Genomic DNA, 21771 nt, shown 5'->3' with positions numbered 1-21771 from the left:
AGAGCTGGAGAGGGATCAGGACTCGAAAGGGGTCAGGACGAAGAGCGGGATCTCCCGGTCCGTCTTCTTCTGGTACTCGTCGTACGCCGGCCAGACCGCGACCGCCCGCTCCCACCACAGCCGCCGCTCCTCACCGGAGGCGACCCGGGCGCGGTAGTCCTTCTTCACCGGGCCGTCCTGCAGCTCCACGTGCGGGTGCGCGATCAGATTGTGGTACCAGGACGGGTTCGCCGGGTCGCCGCCCTTCGACGCGACCACCGCGTACTCCCCGGCGTGTTCGACGCGCATCAAGGGGTTCTTGCGGAGCTTCCCGCTCTTGGCGCCGACCGAGGTCAGCAGGATGACCGGCTTTCCCTGCATGGTCGTCCCGTCGGTTCCACCGGAGCTCTCGTACAGCTCGGCCTGCTTGCTCGCCCAGTCCCACGTACCCGGCTCGTATTCACCATTCAGAGGCATACCCGCTTCAACGGCCGGGCCCTGCGGACTGTTCCCGCCCCGGCCGTTGCGACGAGCGGGCCGGGCTAGCGCAGTTGCGGGATCTCGATGGCGGGGCAGCGGTCCATGACCATGTCCAGGCCCGCCGCGCGCGTCCTGTCGTACGCCGCCTCGTCGACCACGCCGAGCTGGAACCAGACCGCCCGCGCACCGGCGGCGACCGCGTCGTCGGCGACCTGGCCGGCCAGCGCGCTGTTGACGAACACGTCCACCACGTCGACCGGGAACGGCACGGCGGACAGGGAGGCGTATCCCTGCTCGCCGAGGACCGTCTCCGCCTTGGGGTGGATCGGCACGACCCGCTTGCCGAAGCGCTGCAGGACGGCCGCGACGCCGTACGCCGCACGGTCGCGGTTGTTGGACAGGCCCACGACGGCCCAGGTGTCGCCGAGCTCCGTCAGGATCTTGCGCACCGTCTTCCGGTCGCCGTACATGACCTGCCTCCTCAAGGGTCGCGGCCGGACGCCGTAAGGGCGTGGCCGGATGCCGTCAGGGCCGCGCTCGGTCAGACGTTCACGCCGAAGTCCGTCGCGATGCCGCGCAGCCCACTGGCATAACCCTGGCCGACCGCACGGAATTTCCACTCCGCGCCGTGTCGGTAGAGCTCGCCGAAGACCATGGCGGTCTCCGTGGAGGCGTCCTCCGACAGGTCGTAGCGGGCGATCTCCACGCCGTCCGCCTGGTTCACCACGCGGATGAACGCGTTGCGGACCTGGCCGAAGCTCTGGCCGCGGTTCTCGGCGTCGTGGATCGACACCGGGAAGACGATCTTCGAGATGTCGGCGGGGACCTGCGCGAGGTTCACCTTCACGGCCTCGTCGTCGCCCTCGCCCTCACCGGTGAGGTTGTCGCCGGTGTGCTCGACGGAGCCGTCTGGGCTCGTCAGGTTGTTGTAGAAGACGAAGTGCTGGTCGGAGACGACCTTGCCGGAGTCGTCGCAGAGCAGCGCGCTGGCGTCGAGGTCGTAGTCCGTGCCGGTCGTGGTGCGCACATCCCAGCCGAGGCCGACCAGTACGGCGGTGAGGCCAGGGGCCTCCTTGCTGAGCGAGACGTTGCCGCCCTTGGCCAGGGAAACTCCCACGATGTCCTCCTACGGTCCGAGTGCTGGAATCCGGTGTCTGGCTCCCCGAAATCTACAGGAGTGTAGAAGTGGGTCGTGCGGCGGTGCCCCGTTACGATAGGGCGCTCCCCGTCCGCCGTGGAGCACACAGAGGCTGGAGGGATCCCGGGCATGAGCCATGCCGACGAGCACGAGGGGCGCGACGAGCGGCAGCCGCGGCTGCGCCGCCGCGCGCAGGGCGAACTGGAGTCGCAGGTCCTCGCCGCGCTGCACGCCGCGCGCGGGCCCGTCAGCGCGGCCTGGGTGCAGGAGCGGATCGGCGGCGACCTCGCGTACACGACCGTCATGACGATCCTGACCCGCCTCCTCGCGAAGGACGTGGTCACCCGCGAGCGCGCGGGCCGGTCGTTCGCGTGGACGCCCGCGTCGGACGAGGCCGGACTCGCCGCGTTCCGCATGCGCAAGGTGCTCGACGGCGAGAGCGACCGGGAGGCCGTGCTCGCCAGCTTCGTGACGACGCTCACGCCCGACGACGAGGAGCTCCTGCGCGGGCTGCTCGGGCAGGCGGGCGCCGAGGCCGACGACTGACGCCCGATGGGGGTTCTCCACTGATGGGCGTCTTCGTCTTCCTGCCCCTCGTGCTGCCGCTGACCGCGTGGCCGATCGCCCGCCTCGCCGAGCAGCACCTCCACCCGCGCACCGCGACCCGGCTGCTCACCGCCGTCGCCGGCGTGATGGCCGTGTGCAGCACGCTCTGTCTGGCGCTCCTGATGGTCGTCGGCACCGCCCAACTCCCGGGCAACCCGCTGCCGGACGGCTGGTCCGACCCCGAGGTGCGCGCGGCCGTTCCCTACGACGAGGTCGCCGGGAAGGTCGCGATCCCCGCGCTGCTCGCCGTGTGTGCGGCATGTGCACGCACACTGTGGCGGCACGCGCGCGTACGACGCCGCGGGCGCCGCGCCCTCGAAGGGCTGCGTGGCGGCTCCGTCGCCGTCCTCGCCGACGAGGCGTCGTACGCCTACGCCCTGCCGACCCGCGCCGGCGGCCGGGTCGTGGTCACCACCGGCATGCTGTCCCGGCTCGCGTCCCCGGAGCGCCGCGCGCTGTTCGCCCACGAGCGGGCCCACCTCTCCGCACGGCACCACCGGCACCTGCTCGTCACGCAGTTGGCAGCCCGCGCGAACCCCTTCCTGCGGCCGCTGCGGACCTCCGTCGCCTACGCCGCCGAGCGGTGGGCGGACGAGGCGGCGGCCGGCGCGGTGCGGGACCGCAAGGCCGTCGCCCGTGCGATCGGCAAGGCGGCCATGGTCTCCAAGGGCGTGCCCGCACCGACCTTCGCGGGTCTCGCGGCGCCCGGTCCGGTACCGGGCCCCGTACCGCGCCGCGTCGCCGCGCTCCTCGCCCCCGCGCCGTCCGCCCGCACCCGCCATTCCGTGTTCACGGCGGTGGGACTCGCGCTGTGGTCCGCGGCGTTCGGCACCGCCGTGTCCGCGATGTCCTCGGCGAACGCCGCCGTGACGATGGTCCTCATCCTGCGGGCGGCCACGCCGCTCTGAGCCCCGGCCGCCACGAGCGGACCGGCCCCGGGGGCCGGTCCGGCAGGGGGTGGCCAGGGCGTGTCTTTCGGATCAGCCCGGGCCCGCGACGCCTGGCACGGCGCCTCGCGGCGTTGTCGCATCACCCACGGACACCCGGTCCGCGGGCGATGCTCCGCCTTGCGATGCACCGCACCAGACGCCGCGGGCTGTCCGGACCGATCCAAAAGACACGTCCTAGAGGTCGAACTCGTGCGGCGGCAGGTCGAGCGCGAAGCACGCCTCGCGCACCACGGCCTGCTCGTCCTTGTCGAAGTCGCCGTCGGCGCCGCCGATCACGATGCCGATCTGGATCACCGCGCGGGCCTCCGCGGGCTTCTTCTTCGCCTTGGCGACCTCCTGGAGGACGCTCACCTTGCCGAACGCGAAGTCGGCGGTCAGCTTGTCCACGTACTCGTCGAAGCGGCGGCGCAGGTCGTCCGCGGGGAAGTTCTGCAACACCTCGTTCGTCCCGATGAGCTGGGCGACGCGGTGGCGCTCGGACGGGTCGACGGTGCCGTCCGCGGCCGCCACCAGGGCGCACATGGCCATGCTGGCGTCGCGGAAGGCGCCGCTCTTGAGGTCGTTCTTCTTCGCCATCAGCTGGGTCTGCATCGTCGACGCGGACTCTTTGACGCGGTCCCACAGGGCCATGGGGAACTCCATAAACGTATCGATGTATCAGGGGTGTCCGGCGCGGTCCCGGTACGCTGCGCGCAAGTCCGGGCCCCCGCCAATTTCTACAACAGAGTAGAAACTAGCAGCCGGGCCGAGAAGTTCCCGCCCAGCGGAAGGTGCGCGTGATGACTCCGACGGCACATGAGCTCCTGCGGACCACGGCCGCCCGCCTCGTCCCCGACCCCGCCGCCAATCCGCTCGTGCCGCGCGTCGCCGACGGCCGGGCACGGGCGCGCACGATCGCCGTCCTCGCACTGGAGCAGCGGCACGTGATCCCCGCCGACCGGCGCTCCTTCCAGCTCCTGACCAGGCGGGCGGCCGAGGCCAAGGACCTCGAGTCAGCCGCCTTCTTCGACACCCTCGCCGACGGCGAGAGCCTCGCCCGGGAGCGGCTCGCCCCGCTGCTCGACGCCTGCGGGGTGAGCAGGACCGAGGCGGCGACGTACGAACCGCAGCCGGGCTGCCAGGCCTATCCCGCGTACGTGGCGTGGCTCGCCCTGAACGGCGAACCGGCCGACGTCGTCCTCGCCCTCACCGCCAACTTCGCCGCATGGGGCGCCTGTTGCGCCACCATCGCCCGCGCGCTGCGCGACCACTACGGCTTCACCGACGAGGCCTGCGGGTTCTTCGACCTCTTCGCGGAGCCCGCGCCGGACCTCGACCGGCAGGCACTGGCCGCGGTGCAGGCCGGCCTCGACCGGGGACAGGTCACGGCGGTCCATCTGCGCTACGGCCGCCTCCTCGCGCGCTACGAGGAGATGTTCTGGCAGACCCTCGCGGAGGGGGACGCCGACGCCGACGGGGCTGCCGACGGCGACGTCGACGCCGCGACGCGGGGCCGGTGACACCGTGCTGGACGCACCGCCCGCGCGCGACCTCCCCGGCGGAGGCCTCACCGACGGCGCCATCGGCACCGGCGGCCTCGTGTTCTTCGTCGTGGCCGCCGCCGCGCCGCTCACCGTCATGGCGGGCGTGGCCCCGCTGGCCATCGGCATGGCCGGGGACGCGGCACCGCTCGGCTATCTGCTCGCCGGGGTGCTGCTCACCGTGTTCGCCGCGGGGTTCACGGCGATGAGCCGGTTCGTGCGCAACGCGGGCGCGTTCTACGCGTACATCGGGCGGGGGCTGGGCCGCCCGGCGGGGGCGGGGGCCGCGTACGTCGCGCTCTTCTCGTACAACGCGATCGAGGTCGGACTGCTCGCCGCCTTCGGCTGGTTCACCGAATCCGGCTTCGCGGACCTCACGGGGATCCGGGTGGCCTGGTGGATCTGGGCGGCGGCCGGGCTCGTCGCCATCGGAGTGCTCGGCTACCTCAAGGTCACGCTCAGCGCCAAGGTCCTCGGCGCCGCGCTCGTCCTGGAAGTCCTCGTGCTGCTCGTCCTCGAAGCGGGCGTCCTCGCGCACGGCGGCGGCCCGCAGGGCCTCGATCCCGGCGCGCTCTCACCCGCCCGCCTCGGGGAGTCCGGGATGAGCGGCATGTTCGTCCTCGCCATCGGCGCGTTCATCGGCTTCGAAGCGACCGCGATCTACGCCGAGGAGGCGCGGCACCCCGAGCGGACCGTGCCCCGCGCCACCTACTTCGCGGTGGGGTTCCTCGCGCTCTTCTACACCTTCACCGTCTGGACGATCGTCAACGCGTACGGAGCCGACCGCGCCCAGGCGGTCGCGAACGGGGACGACGGCGCCGACATGGTGTTCGCGGCCACCGAACGGTTCGCCGGGGCCTGGGCGGCCGACTCCATGCACGTGCTGATCATCACCAGCGCCTTCGCCGCCACCCTCGCCTTCCACAACTGCGCCGCCCGCTACTTCTACGCCCTCGGCAGGGAGGGCCTGCTGCCCGCGCGCCTCGGCACGGTCTCCGCGAGGACACGGGCGCCGGCCGTCGCGGTCGTCACGCAGTCGGTCATCGCGCTGGCCGTGCTGGTCGTGACCGTGCTCGGCGGAGCCGACCCGTACACGGTCACCTTCTTGTGGAGCAACGGTTCCGGCATCGTCGGCGTGATGCTCATGCAGGCCCTCGCCGCGCTCGCCGTGTACGGCTTCTTCCGCAAGGACCGGCGTGCCGTGCCGGCCTGGCGGGTCGTCGCCGCGCCGCTCGTCGCCTGCGCGGGACTCGTCGTCATGATCGTCCTCGTCTGCGTCCACCTCGATCTGCTCACCGGCGCCACGGCCGGGGTGAACGCGGCGCTGATCGCGCCGCTGCCGGTGCTGTTCGTGGCCGGGACGGCGCTGGCGCTGCGACTCCGGCGGCGCGATCCAGCGGCGTACGAGCGGCTGACGACGGTGGACGCCGAACGCGAGGAGTCGGTGACGGCATGACGGAGACCACCACCCTCGTCTTCCTCGGCACGGTCCGCACCGATAACGGTGACGGGGACACCACGGCGCTCGCCGTGCGTGACGGCCGGATCGTCGCCCTCGGTGATGACGCCCGCGCACTCGCCCCCACCGCGCACGAGGTGGTCGACATCGGCGGCGGACTGCTGATGGCCGCCTTCGGAGACGGGCACGCACACCCGCTCTTCGGCGGCCTGGAGAGCTTCGGGCCGCAGATCAAGGAGCTCGGCTCGGTCGACGCGATCGTCTCCGAAGTGGGGCGCTGGGCGAAGGAACACCCGGATACGGAGTGGATCGTCGGCGCCTCCTACGACCCCGCGCTCGCGCCCGGCGGCGAGTTCGACGCGCGCTGGCTGGACGCCGCGGTGGCGGACCGGCCCATCGTGCTGCGCGCCCACGACTACCACACCGTGTGGTGCAACACCGAGGCACTGCGCAGGGCGGGGGTGACGGAGACGACTCCGGAGCCGCGCCTCGGCTGGATCGTGCGCCGCGCGGACGGCACGCCCCTGGGCACACTCCGCGAGTGGCACGCCTGCGATCTCGTGCTCGACCAAGTGCCCTCGCGCGCGGTCGACGAACTGGTGGAGGCCGTGCGCCGAGCCGGTCACGCGTACGCGCGCGCGGGCATCACCTGGGTCCAGGACGCCTGGGTCGAACCGGAGATGGCCGACGCCTATCTCGCCGCAGCCCGGCGTGACGCTCTCACCGTGCGTGTCGATCTGGCCCAGCGCGCCGACCCCGACCGCTGGCGCGAGCAGCTCGGGCCGTTCGCCGCCACCCGCGCGCGCGTGGCCGACGACGGCGGGGAGTTGCTGACCGCGCGGACAGTGAAGTTCTTCAGCGACGGTGTCATCGAGGGCGGCACGGCCGCCCTGCTCGACCCCTACGTGGACGCGCCGCACAGCTGCGGCATGCCGGTGTGGGAACCGAGCGCCCTCGCCGAAGCCGTACGGGCCTTCGACGCCGAGGGATTCCGGACGCACATCCACGCCATCGGCGACGCGGGCGTGCGCGCGGCCCTCGACGCCGTCGAGTCGGCAGTCGAGGCCAATCCGGCCTGGGACCGGCGCCCGGTCATCACCCACGTCCAGCTCGTCGACCCCGCCGACCTGCCACGCTTCGCCGCGCTCGGCGTCATCGCCAACTTCGAGCCGCTGTGGGCGCAGCCGGACCCGCTCCAGACCGAGCTGTCCGTCCCGCGGATCGGCACGCGGCGGGCCGCGCTCCAGTACCCCATGGGCGAGCTGGCACGCGACGGAGTGCGCCTGTCCTTCGGCAGCGACTGGCCCGTCAGCTCGCACGTCCCGCTGGAGGGCATCCAAGTAGCCGTCACCAGGCGTACGTTCACGGGCGAGCCGGCCGGCGGCTGGCTGCCGCACCAGCGGCTCACCGTCGACCAGGCGCTGACGGCGGCCACGACCGGTGTCGCCCACCAGGCGGGCGCCGACGACCGCCTGACGCTCGCCCCCGGAGCCCCCGCCGACCTGGTCCTGCTCTCCGCCGATCCACGCGCGGGCGATCCGATGGACATCCGCCACGCGCGCGTGCTGGGTACGTGGCTGGCCGGCCGGCCCACGTACAGAGCGGCCTCCGCGGGGGAGTGATGTGACCCTCACCGGAGGGCGGCGCACCCCACCCTTTGGAGGACCGTGTGGCCGCTCTGGACGCCCGGCACGTCGTTGAGGACCTCGCCGTGCAGCTCGGTCCAGGAGTGGAAGGCGAACCGCGCGCCGATCGACGAACGCTGCCGGGCGATGACGGTCTCGGCCGGCAGCCCGAGCGCCGACAGATGGACGGCCAGCGCGAACGACCTGGCCAGACAGAGCGCGTCGGGAGCCAGCAGGCGTACGACGAGCTGGCAGTGCGGCAGGTCGCGGCGGGCGAGGCGGATCGCCGTCGCCTCCGGCAGGTCGCGGTGGGCGCCCGCGGGCACGTGCAGGTCGCGCAGCCGGGACTGCGCCGTGCCCCAGCCGTGCCTCTTCAGGGTCCACAGTGCCCCTGCCGTGCGCGAGGCGGCGGCCACCCGGACCGGGAGGGGAGTGCGCGGCAGGGGCCCGGCCGCGTCGTCGCCCCAGAGCAGGAAGGCCCAGTCGGCGGTCACCGGCGGCTTCGTCGTCGGGGCCGTCATGACGGCACGTCACCGGGTCCGGCGAGGCGGCTCTCGGCGAGCTGGGCGGCGAGTGACCTGATGCCCTCCCGCAGTTCGCCGTCGGCGGCGTCGATGCGCTCGGTGAGGTCGCGGACGGCCTCGTCGTACGTCTCGCAGCGCAGGGCCGTCTCCAGCATGAGGGTCGCTGTGGGGTTCAGCTCGAAGTAGACGCCGTCGGCGGTGTCGAGGAGGACCCCCGTACCGTCGGCGGGGTCGAAGACGGTCTGCTCGGCCAGTTGGATCAGCGGCATCTCGGTCTCCTTTCACGAAGCCGGCCACGGTGGCCGTCAGGGCACGTGGCGCGGGGGCGCTCACTCCCTCGGCACCGGGCCGAGCTTGTGCGTCAGGTCGCGCAGGAACAGCTCGACCATCGCCGTGCACAGCAAGTTCTCCGCGTTGCGGCGCAACGCGCGCGGGTCGTCGAGGACGGCGGCCAGGCGGCGCGGATCCACGACGCCCAGGGCGGGCAACAGGGCGTCGGGCCCGCCCAGTACGTCGCCCACGGCGTCCGGATGGCGCAGGCACCACGTCTCGTCCGGCGAGCCCAGCCAGTCCCGTCCGTAGTGCCGCCACACGACGGAGGGAAGCTTCCGGCGGGCGGCGGCGAGGCGCGGCACGGGCTTGTCGATGGTCCGGCCGGCGTACGGGATCACCCGGTAGGCGTTCGGCAGCCGGGCGGCGAGCCGGCGCAGCTCCCGGCCGCCCCAGGGCTTGGCGCAGTGGATGCCGTACGGCCGCCAGACCGACAGGTTCAGGGTGTGCTCCTGTGCGGCGGAGTCCGGTTCGTAGCGCTCGGCCTCGGCGTCGGGAAGGGGGACGAGGAAGTCGCTCGCGCGTTCGGTCTCGGCGGCCGCTTCGGGGTCGTCGTAGAGGGAGCGGCCGGGGTGCAGACTGCGGAGGATCCTGCTCAGTTCCCACCGGGAGCTGAGCAGGCCGTTGGCCATGGCCCACCGTTCGCGCCACGGGACGTCCGCGACGGCGACGTCGTAGAGGCCGTAGCGCAGGGGGCCGAAGACGACGTCACCGTCGAGGCCGGTGAGCACCGTGCGCACGCCGTCGTCGGCGATCCGTCGGGCCGTCAGGTCGAGACGGCGGAACCACACGTGGTTGAAGGGCAGCGGATGGTCGCGCCCGACCGGGAAGTAGGACTCGTCCTCACCGGGTGGGTCCACCGTCACCAGCGGGACCGACAGCCGTCGGCATACTTCACGCGCGCGTGGCCACTCGTCGGCGATCGGGTCGGTGGTGCGCATGTGGTACGCGGTGACCTCGGCCCCTTGATCGACGAGCGCGGCGAGCACGAGGGCCGAATCGACGCCTCCGGAGAGCAGGACGCCGATGCGGCCGGCGGACGCGTAGGAGCGGGTCTCCTCCAGGAGCAACTCCTGCGCGATGCCGGCGTACTGGCGCAGGGAGGTGCGGCGCGGCAGTGGGAGCGGGCTGATGCTGTCGTACGTCTCGTCGCGCGCCGTCCGGCCGTCCGCGACGACGAGGTGGCCGGGGAGCAGCCGCTCCATGCCGGGGAAGACGAAGACGTCCTCGCCGCGACAGGCGCGCCACAACGTCTCCGGGGCGAACTCCGGTGGCCCTTCGAGCAGATCGCGGGGGTCGCTCGACCACTGTGTCCCACGGTCCGACGTACGGAAGAAGAGCTGGTCGGCGCTGCACACGCCGCGGAAGAGGACGACGCGCCGGGCGGTGACGACGGCTCCGGCGAGCTCCGGCGGCAGTCGGCGGAGCGCGTCGAACCGGCCGCGTTCCGTCTCCCGTATCAGCCGCTCCACCTGATCCGACGTCAGCTCGTACGGCAGGGGGCCGGCGAGGGCGAGGCAGGCGTTCGGGACCGGTTGCGGGACGGTCGGCTGGGTGCTCACTCCCGCCGGAAGCCACTGGCGGACACCGTCGGCGGTGCGACCGTCGGCGTGGCGGGCGTCGAACGAGACGTGCGTGAGGTCCACGGTGCTCGGACGGGCGGCTGCGCGCCCGGAGCAACCGGGGAACGCCGCGAAGTGCTGGCCGGCCATCGCGCTCCCGGGCTCGTCCCACGAACGGAGCGGAGCCCATGAGGCTCCGCCCTGAGGTGGGGTCGGTCAGAGGATGTTGCCGTGGCCGAGCAAGTCGGGAACTCCACGACGCAGTTGGCCGGTCAGCTTCTCCACCCGCCCGATTCGGACGATCTTCGGAGGCGTGTAGCGCAGACGCATTGTGCTTCACCTTCCTCCTGCTCCCGGGTCGTCGCCGCAACGACGACATGTGACATATAGGGTGTTTGTTCCCTCTTCTTCCAGTTTGTGGGGTGGAGCGTGCCACGTCAAAAGCGGCAACCAGGTGAGCCGGAGACCCGGTGGTGACCGGCGCGGACCGCACCGGCTGCCCCGCCGGTGACGCGGGCCCGTACGCGATCTGCGCCCACGGCCTGACCAAGCACTACCCCGGCACCGAGGCGGTCCGCGGGGTCGACCTCCACGTACGTACCGGAGAGACCTTCGCCTTCCTCGGCCCCAACGGCGCCGGCAAGACCACCACCATCGCGATGCTGTGCGCCCTGGCCCGCCCCACCTCCGGGCACGCGCGCGTGGCCGGCGCCGACATCCGCACCGAGCCGCAGCGCGTACGCCGCGGTGTCGGCCTGCTCTTCCAGCACAGCGCCCTCGACCCGAACCTCAGCGTGGAACGCAGCCTCTATCTCCACGCCCGCCTGTACGGCCTGTCCCGCCCCCTCGCCCGGACCCGCGGTGCGGCACTCCTGGAACTCACCGGGCTCACCGAGCGCCGCCGGGACCGCGTGCGCACCCTCTCCGGAGGGCTGCGCCGCCGCCTGGAGATCGCCCGCGCCCTGCTCCACGAACCAGCCGTGCTCTTCCTCGACGAACCCACCCTCGGCCTGGACCCGCACGCCCGTGCCCACATCTGGGACCACCTGGCCCGGCTCCGCGCCGACCGGCGCACCACCGTCTTCGTCACCACGCACTACTTGGACGAGGCCGAACACTGCGACCGCCTCGCCATCCTCGACCGGGGCCGCGTCGTCACGCACGGCACTCCGGCGGCCCTCAAGGCCGCCATCGGCGACGACCACGTGCGCGTGCGCACCGCCGACGACGCCGCGGCGGCCGCCGTGCTGCGGCAGGACCTCGCCCTGAGCCCGGCCGCCGGGCCGGGCGGGCTGACCGTCGCCGTGGCGGGCGGCGCGCAGCAGGTGCCCCGGCTGTGCGCCGCCCTGGCCGCCCGCGGCATCCGCGTGCACGCCATCACGCTCACGGAACCCTCCTTGGACGACGTCTTCTTCCACCACACCGGCCGCCTCATCACCGGGAGCGGCCGGTGACGGCCCCGCCGGCCACCGAGGCCGCGTCCCCCCTGGTACGGGAAGCGCGCGCCGTCCACGCCCTCGTTCTGCGTGACCTGCTGCGCATGCTCGCCCAGCCCGCGCAGACGGCCCTGACGCTGGTGCAGCCCCTGCTCTTCCTGCTGATCCTCGGCGGCGGCCTGGCCGCCCTGGTGCCCGCGACGGCCGTCGGCGGCGACTACCGGGCCTACCTCTTCCCCGGCATCCTGGTGATGACCGTGCAGACCCCGGCGGTGACCGTCGGCATGCGGCTGATCACCGACCGCGAGAGCGGCTACCTCCGCGAGCTCCTGATGGCCCCCGTACGCCGCGCCACCCTCCTCTGCGCCAGCTGCCTGGGCGGCACGGCGGAAGCCACCGTGCAGGGCGCGGTACTCCTGGCCACCGCGGGCGTCGTCGGGCTGCCCTACGACCCCGCCCTGCTCCTGACCCTGCTCGCGACCATGGTCCTGACCTCGTTCGTGCTCACCGTCCTGGCGGCTGCGCTCGCTCTCGGCATCCGCAGCGTGGAGTCCTTCCACATCCTGCTCAGCCTCGCCCTCATGCCGTTGCTCTTCCTCTCCGGAGCGTTCTTCCCCCTGACCGCCCTGCCCGGCCCGCTCGCCCAGCTGACGGCCCTCAACCCCCTCGCGTACGCCGTGGACGTGCTGCGCCGCAGCATCGAGCGGCACGCCCCCGGCGGCCCGACGGCCGACGGGGTGCGCTGGGGGGACTGGCAGGTCCCGGCCGCGCTGGAGATCGTGGTCCTCGCCCTGTTGGGCCTGGCCGTGCTCTGGTGGGCCGCCCGCCGGTTCGGCCGCCTGGAGTGAGAGACGGACGTACTGCGCGATCGCCACGCGCGCGCACGAACTCCCTTGCAGGGAAGGCCTCCAGGCACACATGACATCTCACGAGACCGAGAAGGAGAAGCAGACGGAAACCGAGACCGGGCCCGGGACCGGGACAAAGACGGAGGCGGACGGGCAGGGCGCGGGGCTCACGGTGACCACCGCCGCGTTCACCTTCCTCCTCCTGCGGCTCTTCGCCGTGTCCGGCTACGACTGGCACACCGCCTTCGCGGTCCTCCACACCCTCGACCTGGACGACACCATCGGCCTCGTCCTCGGCACCGTCATGGCCGACTCGTTCGCCTCCGTGCTGTTCCTCGCGCTCCTCCTGCCGGTCGCCGTCCTCCGGCTCGTCATGGAGGCGCGAGCCCTGCGGGAGGCCAGGAACCGCGCGCGGGCGGCGGGCCGCCGGGCCGAGCGGCCCGACCTGGCGGGGGCGATGCTGCTGCTGATCGCGGTCGTGGCCGTCGTCGCGTACATCGGGACGTTCCACAGCTGGTGGGTGCTGCTGCTCATGGTCGGCGTCTGCGGAGTGGTCCTCGGCATCGGTTACGGCGTACAGGCGGGTGGCCGGCTGCAAAGGGCCGCCTTCTGGGCCACTCGGCACCTCGTGGCGCTGACCGGCCTGGCGATGCTGCTCGGAGCGGCGACGATCACCACCCCGTGGGTCCCGCTGGAGCGGATCGAGCTGGGCGGCGCCAAGGGCCTGCGGGGATATGTGATGCAGGCCGAGCCCGGGTTCCTCAAGGTGCTCACCGAGAAGGAGCGGGAGTTCCTCATCCTGACGGATGACGACGTGAGGTCGAGGGAGGAGATCGCGGCGCACTGACCGCGGACCTCACGGGCGGGGCCGGGACCGGTCCGCGGGTGCCGTCAGCGCAGCACGATGGCCGTGGCGGCGATCCCGTCCCGTACGACCCACTGACCGGAGAACACCTTCAGCTCGACGCCCTCCACCACAGGCCCCTCGACCAGCAGCCGCGCGGTGAACGTGCCGCCCGGATCCAGCTCCACCCGCGCCTCCTCGAAACCGAGCCACCGCCCGGTGAGCGGGAACCACGTCTTGTAGACGGATTCCTTCGCGCTGAAGAGCAGCCGGTCCCAGGGCGTGGCCGGGTGGCGGGAACCGAGCGCGGCGAGCGCGGCACGCTCCGTCTCGTCGGCCACCAGGTTCAGGACGTCGGGGTCGCGCAGCGGCTCGCCCGGCTCCGCGTCGATGCCGAGCGAGGTCACCTCGTCCGCGCGGGCCACGACCGCCGCGCGGTATCCGGCGCAGTGCGTCATGCTGCCGACGACGCCGTCCGGCCACCCGGGCGCGCCCCGGTGTCCCGGCAGGATCGGCGCGGGCGGCACCCCGATCCGGGCCAGCGCGGTGCGGGCACAGTGCCGCACGGTGGTGAACTCGTTGCGCCGCTTGGCCACCGCGTTCGCGACCACCGCCGCCTCCTCGGGGAAGAGGACGGCGTCCGCCGGATCGTGGTGGGTCTCGACGACGGTGACGGGCACGCCGGCGAGCAGGGATGCCAAGGGGCCCACCGGGTCGGGGACTTGGCGCACGGTTGTCGAAGGTGACGTCACAAGAGATCACGGTACCGGGCGGCCCGCGCGGGAACGCGGGGCTGTGTCCTATGCCACTGGCCACCCCTCCCGGGCACGGCAGACCCCCGGGCAGCGCCTACGCTGGCGTGATGCAGGACGAATACCGCACAGTGGCCCGCGAGGGCGTGCACGAGACCGAGATCAACCGCTCGCGCTTCCTGTGCGCCCTGGCACCCGCGGCCACCGAGCGGGAGGCCCAGGACTTCGTCGCCCGCATCCGCAAGGAGCACCCGACCGCAAGCCACAACTGCTTCGCGTACGTCATCGGGGCCGACGCCGCCGTGCAGAAGGCGAGCGACGACGGCGAGCCCGGCGGCACCGCGGGCGTCCCGATGCTGCAGATGCTGATGCGCCGCGACATGCGGTACGTCGCCGCGGTCGTGACCCGCTACTACGGAGGGGTCAAACTCGGCGCAGGCGGCCTCATCCGCGCCTACGGAGGAGCCGTCGGCGAGGCACTGGACACCCTCGGCACCGTCACCCGCCGCCGCTTCCGCCTCGCCACCGTCACCGTCGACCACCAGCGCGCGGGCAAGGTCCAGAACGATCTGCGGGCGGCGGGCCGCGAGGTGCGCGACGTCCGCTACGGAGACGCCGTCACGATCGAGATCGGCCTGCCCGACGCCGACGTGGACGCCTTCCGCGGCTGGCTGGCCGACGCCACCGCGGGCAGCGCCGTCCTCGAACTCGGGGGAGAGGCGTACGGGGACGCCTGACGGGTCCGGGGCGGAGGAGTTACGGGAGTGGCCATCCGTGATGTCCGACCCGCCCGATAGTCTCGGGAATCATGAGGCTTCTGCACACGTCCGACTGGCATCTGGGGCGATCGTTCCACCGTGTGAACATGCTCGATGCCCAGGCCGCGTTCATCGGTCACCTGCTGGCGACCGTGCGCGAGCGTGACGTGGACGCCGTCGTGGTGGCCGGGGACGTGTACGACAGGGCGGTGCCGCCGCTCGCCGCCGTCGAGCTCTTCGACGACGCCCTGCACCGGCTCGCGGACCTCGGCGTGCCAACGGTCATGATCTCCGGGAACCACGACTCGGCACGCCGCCTCGGCGTCGGCGCCGGCCTCATCGACCGCGCCGGCATCCACCTGCGCACCGACCCGGCCGCCTGCGCGGACCCCGTGATCCTCGCCGACCGCCACGGGGACGTGGCCTTCTACGGCCTGCCCTACCTCGAACCCGCCCTGGTCAAGGACGCGTTCGGAGTGGACAGAGCAGGACACGAGGCGGTCCTCGGAGCCGCCATGGACCGGGTGCGGGCCGACCTCGCCGCCCGCGCGCCGGGTAGCCGCTCCGTAGTCCTCGCCCACGCCTTCGTCACCGGCGGCCAGGCCAGCGACAGCGAGCGGGACATCACCGTCGGCGGGGTCGCGGCCGTGCCCGCCGGAGTCTTCGACGGCGTGGACTACGCGGCCCTCGGCCACCTGCACGGCAGCCAGACCCTCTCCCCGCGCGTGCGCTACTCCGGATCCCCCCTGCCGTACTCCTTCTCCGAGGCCGACCACCGCAAGAGCATGTGGCTCGTCGACCTCGGCCCCGAAGGGGACATCGACGCCGAGCGCGTCGACTGCCCGGTCCCGCGCCCGCTCGCCCGCATCAAGGGCGCCCTCGACGACCTGCTCGACGACCCCGCCCTCGCCCGCCACGAAGAGGCGTGGGTCGAGGCCACCCTCACCGACACGGTGCGCCCCGACGACCCGATGGCCCGCCTCTGCCAGCGGTTCCCGCACACCCTCAGCCTCGTCTTCGACCCGGACCGCGCCCCCGACGACCCGGACGTCTCGTACGCCCAGCGCCTCCAGGGCCGCAGCGACCAGCAGGTCGCCGAGGACTTCGTGACCCACGTGCGGGGCGCGGGTCCGGACGAGCAGGAACAGGAAGTACTGCGGTCGGCTTTCGACGCGGTCCGCACCGACGACACCCTGCGCGAGGTCGCCCGATGAGGCTCCACCGGCTCCGCATCACCGCCTTCGGCCCCTTCGGCACCACCCAGGACATCGACTTCGACGACCTCAGCGCCGCCGGACTCTTCCTCCTGCACGGCCCGACCGGCGCCGGCAAGACCTCCGTCCTGGACGCCGTGTGCTACGCCCTCTACGGCTCGGTGCCGGGCGCCCGGCAGGGCGGCGGACAGGGCATGACGCTGCGCAGCGACCACGCGCGGCAGGGCTCGCGCACGGAGGTGTGTCTCGAACTCACCGTCGCCGGGCGCCGCCTGGAGATCACCCGCCAGCCCCCGTGGGCGCGCCCCAAGAAGCGCGGCACGGGCACCACCACGGAGAAGGCGCAGAGCTGGCTGCGCGAGTACGACGCCGGGGCGACCCCGGGAACCTGGAAGGACCTGAGCCGCTCCCACCAGGAGATCGGCGAGGAGATCACCCAGCTCCTCGGCATGAGCAAGGAACAGTTCTGCCAGGTCGTGCTCCTGCCCCAGGGCGACTTCGCGCGGTTCCTGCGCGCGGACGCGGAGGCGCGCGGCAAGCTGCTCGGGCGGCTCTTCGACACGCGCAGGTTCGCCGCCGTGGAACAGCGGCTCGCCGAGCAGCGGCGCACCACCGAAGCCGAGGTCAAGGACGGGGACGCAGCGCTCCTCGCCGACGCGCACCGCATGCAGCAGGCCGCGCACGACGGCGGCCGGGACACCGAACTGCCCCTGCCGGACCTCGCCCCCGGCGACCCCGGCCTGGCGGACGCCGTCCTCACCTGGGCTGCCGTCGCCCGCACGAACGCCCGGGAGCGCCTCACCGTCGCGGACTGCGCGCTCACCGCCGCCGAATCCGCCCAGGCGGCCGCCGAACGCGAGCTCGGTGACGTACGGGAACTCGACCGGCTGCAACGCCGCTTCGCCGAGGCGCAGTCGCGCGCCGAGCAGCTCCACGCGCGCGCGGACGAACAGCGCGACCTCGAAGAGCGTCTGCGCCGGGCCCGCAAGGCCGAGACGGTCGAGCCCGCGCTCGCCCTGCGCGACACCACCGACGCCGAACACCGGCGCGCCACCGAAGCCGAGGCACGCGCGCGTGGCCGGCTGCCCGAGACGTTCGCCTCCGCCGGCGCGGCGGGCCTCGCCGCTGCCGCGCGCACGGCTGCCGAGGAACTGGGCGGCCTCGCGTCGGCCCGGCGCGCCGAGCTGCGGACCGCCGAGATCACCGCTGAACGCGCGACGCTGGACCGTCAGGAGCGGGCGGACGACGAACTGCTCCAGGACGCGTCCGGCTGGCTCGACGGCTGGGAGACGACCCGGACCGCGCTCCAGGAGCGCATCGAAACCGCCCAGGAAGCCGCCACCCGCGCCGAGCGCCTCGCGGGCCGCCTCGAACCGGCCCAGGCCCGCCTCGACGCGGCCCGCCGCCGCGACCGGCTCGCCCAGGACGCGGCGGAGGCGCAGGAACGCGCCCTCGCCGCCCGCGAGTCCGCCACCGCCGCGCACGAACACTGGCTCGCCCTCAAGGAACAGCGCCTCACCGGTATCGCCGCCGAACTGGCCGCCCACCTCACCACCGGCGAACCCTGCGCGGTCTGCGGCGCGACGGAACATCCCGCCCCCGCGCGGAAGATCGCCGGACACGTGGACCGCCACACCGAAGAGGCCGCCCTCGCCGAGCACCGCCGCGCGGACGAGGCCCGCGCGGCCGCCGAGCGCGCCCTCGGGGACGTACGCGAATCCCTGGCGGCGGCGACGGCCGCGGCGCGGGGCGGCCCGGTGACCACGGACCCGGACGAGACCGGGACGGGCACGGACCCCACGACGGACGAACTCACCGCATCTGTCGGCGAGTTGCGCCACGCGTATACCGAGGCCCGCGACCGCGCCTCCGGACTGCACGCCGCCCGGGAGGCGCTGGCACAGGCCAAGCGCGAGTACGACCGCAGGCTCGCCCAGCAGCAGGAGGCCGTCCGCCGCGCCACGTCCCGCGCGACCCTGCGCGAAGCCCTGGAGCGTGAACAGGTCGCCCACGAAGAGGAGCTGACCCGCGCGCGGGGCACCACCGGCAGCGTCGCCGCACGCGCCGCCCAGCTGGAGCGGCAGGCCGAGCTGCTCACCGAGGCCGCCGATGCCGCCCGCGCCGCCGACGACACCGCCCAGCGCCTGAAGGCCGCCGACGCGCGACTCGCCGACGCGGCCTTCCGCGCCGGCTTCGACACGCCGACGGCCGCGGCGGCCGCCCTCCTCGACGACGCCCGCCACCGCGAGATCCAGCACCGCATCGACGCCTGGCGGAACGAGGAGGCCGCGGTCCGCTCCGTCCTCGCCGAGCCGGACACGGCCGCCGCGGCGCAGCGGCCGCCCGCCGACCTGCCGGCCGCGCGGGCCGCGGCCGAGGCGGCGGCCCGACGCCTGCGCGACGCGTCCTCCGCGCGGGACGCCGCGGCCCGGCGCTGCGCCGAACTGGACCGGCTCTCCGCCCGATCCGCCGCGGGAGCGCGCAGGCTGGCGCCCCTGCGCGCCGCGTACGACCGAGTGGCCCGGCTCGCCGGCCTCGCCGCCGGCACCTCCGCGGACAACGAACGCCGCATGCGCCTCGAGTCGTACGTGCTCGCCGCCCGCCTGGAGCAGGTGGCCGCCGCCGCGACCGTACGGCTGCGGCGCATGTCGTCCGGGCGCTACACCCTCGTGCACTCCGACGACCGCACGGGCCGCGGCCGTTCGGGCCTCGGCCTGCACGTGGTCGACGCCTGGACGGGCCGCGAGCGCGACACGGCGACCCTCTCGGGCGGCGAGACCTTCTTCGCCTCACTCGCCCTCGCCCTGGGCCTCGCCGACGTGGTCACCGACGAGGCGGGCGGCGTCCGCCTCGACACACTCTTCATCGACGAGGGCTTCGGCTCCCTCGACGACCAGACCCTCGACGAGGTCCTCGACGTCCTCGACTCCCTGCGCGAACGCGACCGCAGCGTCGGCATCGTGAGCCACGTCGCGGACCTGCGACGACGGGTGCACGCGCAGTTGGAGGTGGTGAAGGGGCGGGCGGGTTCGTCGGTACGGCAGCGGGGTGGTGAGTGAGTCCTCAGATCCTCGATACCGGATCGCGCCCTGTCATCCCCGGCTTGCTCAGGCCCTAACCCCTCACGTCGGCCCAGACCAGTGTTCCCGGGAAATCGGTGTCCATATCGATGGCCCGCCACTCGTTACCGTCACCCATGACTGCGATCCACGGGGGCGGGGATGCCAATGCGTCCCCGATGACTTCGAGTGCGGTCGAAAGAGACGCCCATCCCGGTCCTTCGCGCCAGTGGTAGCCGGTCTCCTCGATGTCCCATGAGCCGAGAAGCCCCGTCCGGGTGTCGACGACGAGCTGCATTTCGCCCAGCGCGCCGATCGGCACGATCAAGCGGCTGTCGCCCCAGCCGTAGTGATCGTTCTTCAGCTTGTACTTGAGCGTTCCAAGATGATCGTCAGCGATCTGCTCGACGCTGTGGAGCGCGAACTTGGACGGAATGACATCGGTGAGCCCGGACCCGTTGTGCCGTAACAGCGATTGCTCGACATCCCCGGGCAGCCGCACGCCGAGCGCGCTGTAGAGGCCGTCCAGCTCGGAGCGGGTGCACGGCGCCGGCAGAGGCTGTTCTTGCGGAGCGTACTGGTCCAGCCAGCGTTCGATCTTCTCCCAGGACTCGTCGACCGACACTCGTGTCCTCCGCTCGTGCCTTCGTACCGAGGGGCGGGCCAAGAAGTGACGCTTGGCCCGCCCTGACGGCGGGTGAACTCCTCAGTATGAGGCGTTAGTAGGAGGCGTTTTTCTTGCCTCGCAGGTATGCGCTCTTGCGTCGCGCCGTGGCGACGACGCAGGCCACGACGGTGCCTGTCAGTCCTCCAAGTAGACCGTTCCGCTGACGATGCCCCAGGTGTAGTGGGGGTCGGCGACCACGGGGAAGGCCGTGGTGTCGTTGGTCTCGATGCTCTGCACCAAGGTGCCGCCTTCCAGCTGTAGCTGGTGGTGACGTCCTTGCCGTTGGCGTCCTTGGCCCAAGGTGTCGAGATGGTGCCCTTGAGCACGGTGGAGCCCTCGCCGCTGTCCTGGAAGATGTCGTAGCCGCCGCTGTCGTTGGCGGCCAGGTGCGCCCCGGCCGGCATCTGGAGGTCGAAACGCTGCTCGGTGGGAGCGTTCTTGTCCTTGAGCGTGACGAGCGTGCGGGCATCGCCCTCCGTGGCGGGCTGGACGGCGAGGTCGGTGGAGTCGGCGGCATCGGGATAGACGATGGTCCCGGAGCCCGCCTTCACGGAAGCCGTGGTCCGCACGTTTCCGGTGGCGTCTTCGGAAGCCTGCACGGTCACAGTGCCGCTCTTGGTCTTCGTGACACTCCGCGCGGCTACGCCCGGAGCGAGGTGGCGGTCACTGCGGCGACCAGGTCGGTCGCGGTGCGCTGACGGTGATTCATGATGCCCTTCCGGTGCGACATTCCATAGGCGTCGGCGCACGAAGCCAGGTGGGGGCTCCCGCGCCAAGATGATCTTGAAGAACTGTGTCATATGCCCCAGCTGACATGAACGGTGTTTATCGGATCTAAATAAGAAAGAGGGCCAAAGTCCCCTTCGGGGGGCTTTGGTCCCGACGGCTGGGCGACTTCGCCAGGGCCGCTCCGTGCCTACCGAAAGCCGAGGTGTGGGTCGGCGTCGACCAGGTCTCGGCTGGCGGCCCACAGGTCGGCGGCGACGGCCGGGTCGGACATGTGGGAGGGGGTGGGCTCGTGTCGCGGTTTGCCGCGGAGGCCGAAGACTGCCGGGCCCCACAGTTGGCCTCCTCGCACCTGTGAGTCGAGGACCGCGCGGACGATGGGCCAGGCTCCGGCGTCCTTGCCCTGGACGAAGAGGGCGGAGGGCAGGGCGCGCAGCCGCTCGCCGGGGGTCGTCTCGCATATCGGTGGGCGGGGCGGGGTGAGGGAGTCCAGTGCGCCGCCGGGGTGGGCCACCACACTGAGTACCGTGCTGCCGGCGGCACGCAGGCGGCGATCGAGTTCGAAGCCGAAGCACATCTGCGCCAGCTTCGATCGGCCGTAGGTGCGCTTGGGCCGGTAGTCGTGGGTGGACTGCAGATCGCCGAGGTCCAGTCGTTCGGACCGCGCCGCGAAGCTTCCCACCGTGACGACGCGGCCCGCCGGCGCCGCGGACAGCAGGGGGGCCAGCCACTGGGTCAGGGCGAAGTGGCCGAGGTGGTTGGTGCCGAACATGAGCTCGTGACCGTCCTCGGTCTCCCGACGCGGCGGGTCGTCGAGCGCGACGCCCGCGTTGTGGACCACCGCGTCGAGATGAGTGAGGTCCAGCTCGGCCACGGCGGTCTTGAGGGAGGAGAGGTCGGCGAGGTCGAGCCGGAGGTGGCGGACACGCGCGCCGGGGACGCGCGAGCGGATCGAGGCCATGGCGGCGTCGGCCCTCGCGCGGTCCCGGCTGCCGAGTATGACGACGGCGCCGGTGGCGGCGAGCTGCTCCGCGGCGAAGTAGCCGATGCCGGCATTGCCCCCGGTGATCAGGAAGGTACTGCCCTCGGCGGACGGCAGTCGGTGAACGTCCCACGGTCTGCTCTGGGGGGTGGAAGACACGATGGCAGGCTCCTTGCGCTCTGAGGCGGCGTGCTCATCGAGAGCACCGATCCGCCCGCCCAAGGTCGCAACCTCCACCGACATACTGCCGACAGAGCACACCTTGTCGCCGACAGGTTCCCGACACGCGACACTCCGGAGAGCTCCGGAGAG

22 protein-coding genes are annotated in these 21771 nt (G+C 72.7%); 11 read left to right on the top strand and 11 right to left on the bottom strand.

The window, feature by feature from the left end:
- Window positions 1-15: 15 nt before the first annotated feature.
- The 3 genes from ACI2L3_RS13955 to ACI2L3_RS13945 form a co-directional block, all read right to left on the bottom strand.
- Window positions 16-456 carry a nitroreductase family deazaflavin-dependent oxidoreductase gene (locus tag ACI2L3_RS13955; RefSeq protein ID WP_404752597.1) on the bottom strand — a complete coding sequence of 147 codons (441 nt, stop codon included), beginning with the start codon at window positions 454-456 and terminating at the stop codon, window positions 16-18.
- Between the two features lie 65 nt (window positions 457-521).
- On the bottom strand, window positions 522-929 hold the full coding sequence (locus ACI2L3_RS13950) for a CoA-binding protein (protein ID WP_404752596.1): 408 nt from the start codon (window positions 927-929) through the stop codon (window positions 522-524).
- Window positions 930-1000: 71 nt separating this feature from the next.
- A complete protein-coding gene (locus tag ACI2L3_RS13945; RefSeq protein WP_362988564.1) occupies window positions 1001-1576 on the bottom strand; it encodes a TerD family protein in 576 nt (191 codons plus the stop codon).
- A 150-nt stretch (window positions 1577-1726) separates the two neighbouring features.
- Between ACI2L3_RS13945 and ACI2L3_RS13940 the strand changes: the two genes are divergently transcribed.
- Together ACI2L3_RS13940 and ACI2L3_RS13935 are read left to right on the top strand one after the other, a co-directional pair.
- Window positions 1727-2143, top strand: coding sequence for a BlaI/MecI/CopY family transcriptional regulator (locus ACI2L3_RS13940; protein ID WP_404752595.1), 417 nt, complete (start codon window positions 1727-1729; stop codon window positions 2141-2143).
- A 23-nt stretch (window positions 2144-2166) separates the two neighbouring features.
- Window positions 2167-3111: a M56 family metallopeptidase gene (locus ACI2L3_RS13935; protein ID WP_404752594.1), complete on the top strand. Its 945-nt coding sequence runs from the start codon at window positions 2167-2169 to the stop codon at window positions 3109-3111.
- A gap of 216 nt (window positions 3112-3327) precedes the next feature.
- On the opposite strand, the gene ACI2L3_RS13930 is transcribed toward ACI2L3_RS13935, so the two are convergent.
- Window positions 3328-3783, bottom strand: a complete 456-nt coding sequence (locus tag ACI2L3_RS13930; protein ID WP_404752593.1) for a tellurite resistance TerB family protein — start codon at window positions 3781-3783, stop codon at window positions 3328-3330.
- 149 nt (window positions 3784-3932) lie between these two features.
- Here ACI2L3_RS13930 and ACI2L3_RS13925 point away from each other — a divergent pair, with 149 nt between their 5' ends.
- The 3 genes from ACI2L3_RS13925 to ACI2L3_RS13915 are packed head-to-tail and all read left to right on the top strand — an operon-like array spanning window position 3933 to window position 7754.
- The gene (locus ACI2L3_RS13925) at window positions 3933-4652 is read left to right on the top strand and encodes a transcriptional regulator (RefSeq protein WP_404752592.1); all 720 of its coding nucleotides are present in this window, start codon (window positions 3933-3935) and stop codon (window positions 4650-4652) included.
- A 4-nt stretch (window positions 4653-4656) separates the two neighbouring features.
- Entirely contained in the window at window positions 4657-6129 is a 1473-nt protein-coding gene (locus tag ACI2L3_RS13920) for an APC family permease (protein ID WP_404752591.1), read from the top strand.
- Window positions 6126-7754, top strand: coding sequence for an amidohydrolase (locus ACI2L3_RS13915; protein ID WP_404752590.1), 1629 nt, complete (start codon window positions 6126-6128; stop codon window positions 7752-7754). The genes ACI2L3_RS13920 and ACI2L3_RS13915 overlap by 4 nt, the downstream gene beginning before the upstream one ends.
- An 8-nt stretch (window positions 7755-7762) precedes the next feature.
- Here ACI2L3_RS13915 and ACI2L3_RS13910 read toward each other — a convergent pair whose 3' ends face one another.
- From ACI2L3_RS13910 to ACI2L3_RS13895, 4 genes are all read right to left on the bottom strand, one after another.
- The gene (locus tag ACI2L3_RS13910) at window positions 7763-8278 is read right to left on the bottom strand and encodes a lasso peptide biosynthesis B2 protein (RefSeq protein WP_404752589.1); all 516 of its coding nucleotides are present in this window, start codon (window positions 8276-8278) and stop codon (window positions 7763-7765) included.
- The gene (locus ACI2L3_RS13905) at window positions 8275-8550 is read right to left on the bottom strand and encodes a PqqD family peptide modification chaperone (RefSeq protein ID WP_365364612.1); all 276 of its coding nucleotides are present in this window, start codon (window positions 8548-8550) and stop codon (window positions 8275-8277) included. Before ACI2L3_RS13905 ends, ACI2L3_RS13910 begins: the two co-directional genes overlap by 4 nt.
- A 60-nt stretch (window positions 8551-8610) precedes the next feature.
- Window positions 8611-10323, bottom strand: coding sequence for an asparagine synthase-related protein (locus tag ACI2L3_RS13900; RefSeq protein ID WP_404752588.1), 1713 nt, complete (start codon window positions 10321-10323; stop codon window positions 8611-8613).
- Between the two features lie 66 nt (window positions 10324-10389).
- Window positions 10390-10503: a lasso RiPP family leader peptide-containing protein gene (locus ACI2L3_RS13895; protein ID WP_365364608.1), complete on the bottom strand. Its 114-nt coding sequence runs from the start codon at window positions 10501-10503 to the stop codon at window positions 10390-10392.
- A 143-nt stretch (window positions 10504-10646) separates the two neighbouring features.
- Between ACI2L3_RS13895 and ACI2L3_RS13890 the strand changes: the two genes are divergently transcribed.
- The 3 genes from ACI2L3_RS13890 to ACI2L3_RS13880 all read left to right on the top strand — a co-directional run bounded on the left by ACI2L3_RS13890 (window position 10647) and on the right by ACI2L3_RS13880 (window position 13304).
- Entirely contained in the window at window positions 10647-11627 is a 981-nt protein-coding gene (locus ACI2L3_RS13890; protein WP_404752587.1) for an ATP-binding cassette domain-containing protein, read from the top strand.
- The gene (locus ACI2L3_RS13885) at window positions 11624-12457 is read left to right on the top strand and encodes an ABC transporter permease (RefSeq protein WP_404752586.1); all 834 of its coding nucleotides are present in this window, start codon (window positions 11624-11626) and stop codon (window positions 12455-12457) included. Before ACI2L3_RS13890 ends, ACI2L3_RS13885 begins: the two co-directional genes overlap by 4 nt.
- Window positions 12458-12527: 70 nt before the next feature.
- Window positions 12528-13304 (top strand): hypothetical protein, encoded by a 777-nt coding sequence (locus ACI2L3_RS13880; protein ID WP_404752585.1) that lies wholly within the window; start codon window positions 12528-12530, stop codon window positions 13302-13304.
- A 44-nt stretch (window positions 13305-13348) separates the two neighbouring features.
- Here the strand turns inward: ACI2L3_RS13880 and ACI2L3_RS13875 are convergent, their stop codons facing one another.
- Complete coding sequence (locus ACI2L3_RS13875) at window positions 13349-14002, bottom strand: 4'-phosphopantetheinyl transferase (protein WP_404752897.1); 654 nt, start codon at window positions 14000-14002, stop codon at window positions 13349-13351.
- Between the two features lie 161 nt (window positions 14003-14163).
- On the opposite strand from ACI2L3_RS13875, the gene ACI2L3_RS13870 reads away from it, so the two are divergent.
- From ACI2L3_RS13870 to ACI2L3_RS13860, 3 genes are all read left to right on the top strand, one after another.
- Window positions 14164-14790 (top strand): YigZ family protein, encoded by a 627-nt coding sequence (locus tag ACI2L3_RS13870; protein WP_404752584.1) that lies wholly within the window; start codon window positions 14164-14166, stop codon window positions 14788-14790.
- Between the two features lie 71 nt (window positions 14791-14861).
- A complete protein-coding gene (locus ACI2L3_RS13865) occupies window positions 14862-16025 on the top strand; it encodes an exonuclease SbcCD subunit D (RefSeq protein WP_404752583.1) in 1164 nt (387 codons plus the stop codon).
- The gene (locus ACI2L3_RS13860) at window positions 16022-19084 is read left to right on the top strand and encodes an AAA family ATPase (RefSeq protein WP_404752582.1); all 3063 of its coding nucleotides are present in this window, start codon (window positions 16022-16024) and stop codon (window positions 19082-19084) included. Before ACI2L3_RS13865 ends, ACI2L3_RS13860 begins: the two co-directional genes overlap by 4 nt.
- Before the next feature lie 55 nt (window positions 19085-19139).
- Here the strand turns inward: ACI2L3_RS13860 and ACI2L3_RS13855 are convergent, their stop codons facing one another.
- Window positions 19140-19709, bottom strand: a complete 570-nt coding sequence (locus tag ACI2L3_RS13855) for an SMI1/KNR4 family protein (protein ID WP_404752581.1) — start codon at window positions 19707-19709, stop codon at window positions 19140-19142.
- A 958-nt stretch (window positions 19710-20667) separates the two neighbouring features.
- A complete protein-coding gene (locus ACI2L3_RS13850) occupies window positions 20668-21618 on the bottom strand; it encodes an SDR family NAD(P)-dependent oxidoreductase (RefSeq protein ID WP_404752580.1) in 951 nt (316 codons plus the stop codon).
- Between the last annotated feature and the right edge of the window lie 153 nt (window positions 21619-21771).

It is taken from the genome of Streptomyces sp. NPDC029674, from assembly GCF_044903205.1.
Taxonomy (GTDB): domain Bacteria; phylum Actinomycetota; class Actinomycetes; order Streptomycetales; family Streptomycetaceae; genus Streptomyces.
The sequence above is the reverse complement of the archived record's forward strand: the minus strand, read 5'-3'. Positions and strand labels throughout refer to the sequence as shown.

What these genes read in the sequence shown, in the direction of transcription:
- ACI2L3_RS13940 (WP_404752595.1), top strand. Translation starts at nt 1,727, where the DNA reads ATGAGCCATGCCGACGAGCACGAGGGGCGCGACGAGCGGCAGCCGCGG.
- ACI2L3_RS13870 (WP_404752584.1), top strand. Translation starts at nt 14,164, where the DNA reads ATGCAGGACGAATACCGCACAGTGGCCCGCGAGGGCGTGCACGAGACC.
- ACI2L3_RS13865 (WP_404752583.1), top strand. Translation starts at nt 14,862, where the DNA reads ATGAGGCTTCTGCACACGTCCGACTGGCATCTGGGGCGATCGTTCCAC.
- ACI2L3_RS13860 (WP_404752582.1), top strand. Translation starts at nt 16,022, where the DNA reads ATGAGGCTCCACCGGCTCCGCATCACCGCCTTCGGCCCCTTCGGCACC.
- ACI2L3_RS13900 (WP_404752588.1), bottom strand. Translation starts at nt 10,323, where the DNA reads ATGGCCGGCCAGCACTTCGCGGCGTTCCCCGGTTGCTCCGGGCGCGCA.
- ACI2L3_RS13950 (WP_404752596.1), bottom strand. Translation starts at nt 929, where the DNA reads ATGTACGGCGACCGGAAGACGGTGCGCAAGATCCTGACGGAGCTCGGC.
- ACI2L3_RS13955 (WP_404752597.1), bottom strand. Translation starts at nt 456, where the DNA reads ATGCCTCTGAATGGTGAATACGAGCCGGGTACGTGGGACTGGGCGAGC.
- ACI2L3_RS13880 (WP_404752585.1), top strand. Translation starts at nt 12,528, where the DNA reads ATGACATCTCACGAGACCGAGAAGGAGAAGCAGACGGAAACCGAGACC.
- ACI2L3_RS13930 (WP_404752593.1), bottom strand. Translation starts at nt 3,783, where the DNA reads ATGGCCCTGTGGGACCGCGTCAAAGAGTCCGCGTCGACGATGCAGACC.
- ACI2L3_RS13915 (WP_404752590.1), top strand. Translation starts at nt 6,126, where the DNA reads ATGACGGAGACCACCACCCTCGTCTTCCTCGGCACGGTCCGCACCGAT.
- ACI2L3_RS13935 (WP_404752594.1), top strand. Translation starts at nt 2,167, where the DNA reads ATGGGCGTCTTCGTCTTCCTGCCCCTCGTGCTGCCGCTGACCGCGTGG.
- ACI2L3_RS13910 (WP_404752589.1), bottom strand. Translation starts at nt 8,278, where the DNA reads ATGACGGCCCCGACGACGAAGCCGCCGGTGACCGCCGACTGGGCCTTC.
- ACI2L3_RS13895 (WP_365364608.1), bottom strand. Translation starts at nt 10,503, where the DNA reads ATGCGTCTGCGCTACACGCCTCCGAAGATCGTCCGAATCGGGCGGGTG.
- ACI2L3_RS13925 (WP_404752592.1), top strand. Translation starts at nt 3,933, where the DNA reads ATGACTCCGACGGCACATGAGCTCCTGCGGACCACGGCCGCCCGCCTC.
- ACI2L3_RS13905 (WP_365364612.1), bottom strand. Translation starts at nt 8,550, where the DNA reads ATGCCGCTGATCCAACTGGCCGAGCAGACCGTCTTCGACCCCGCCGAC.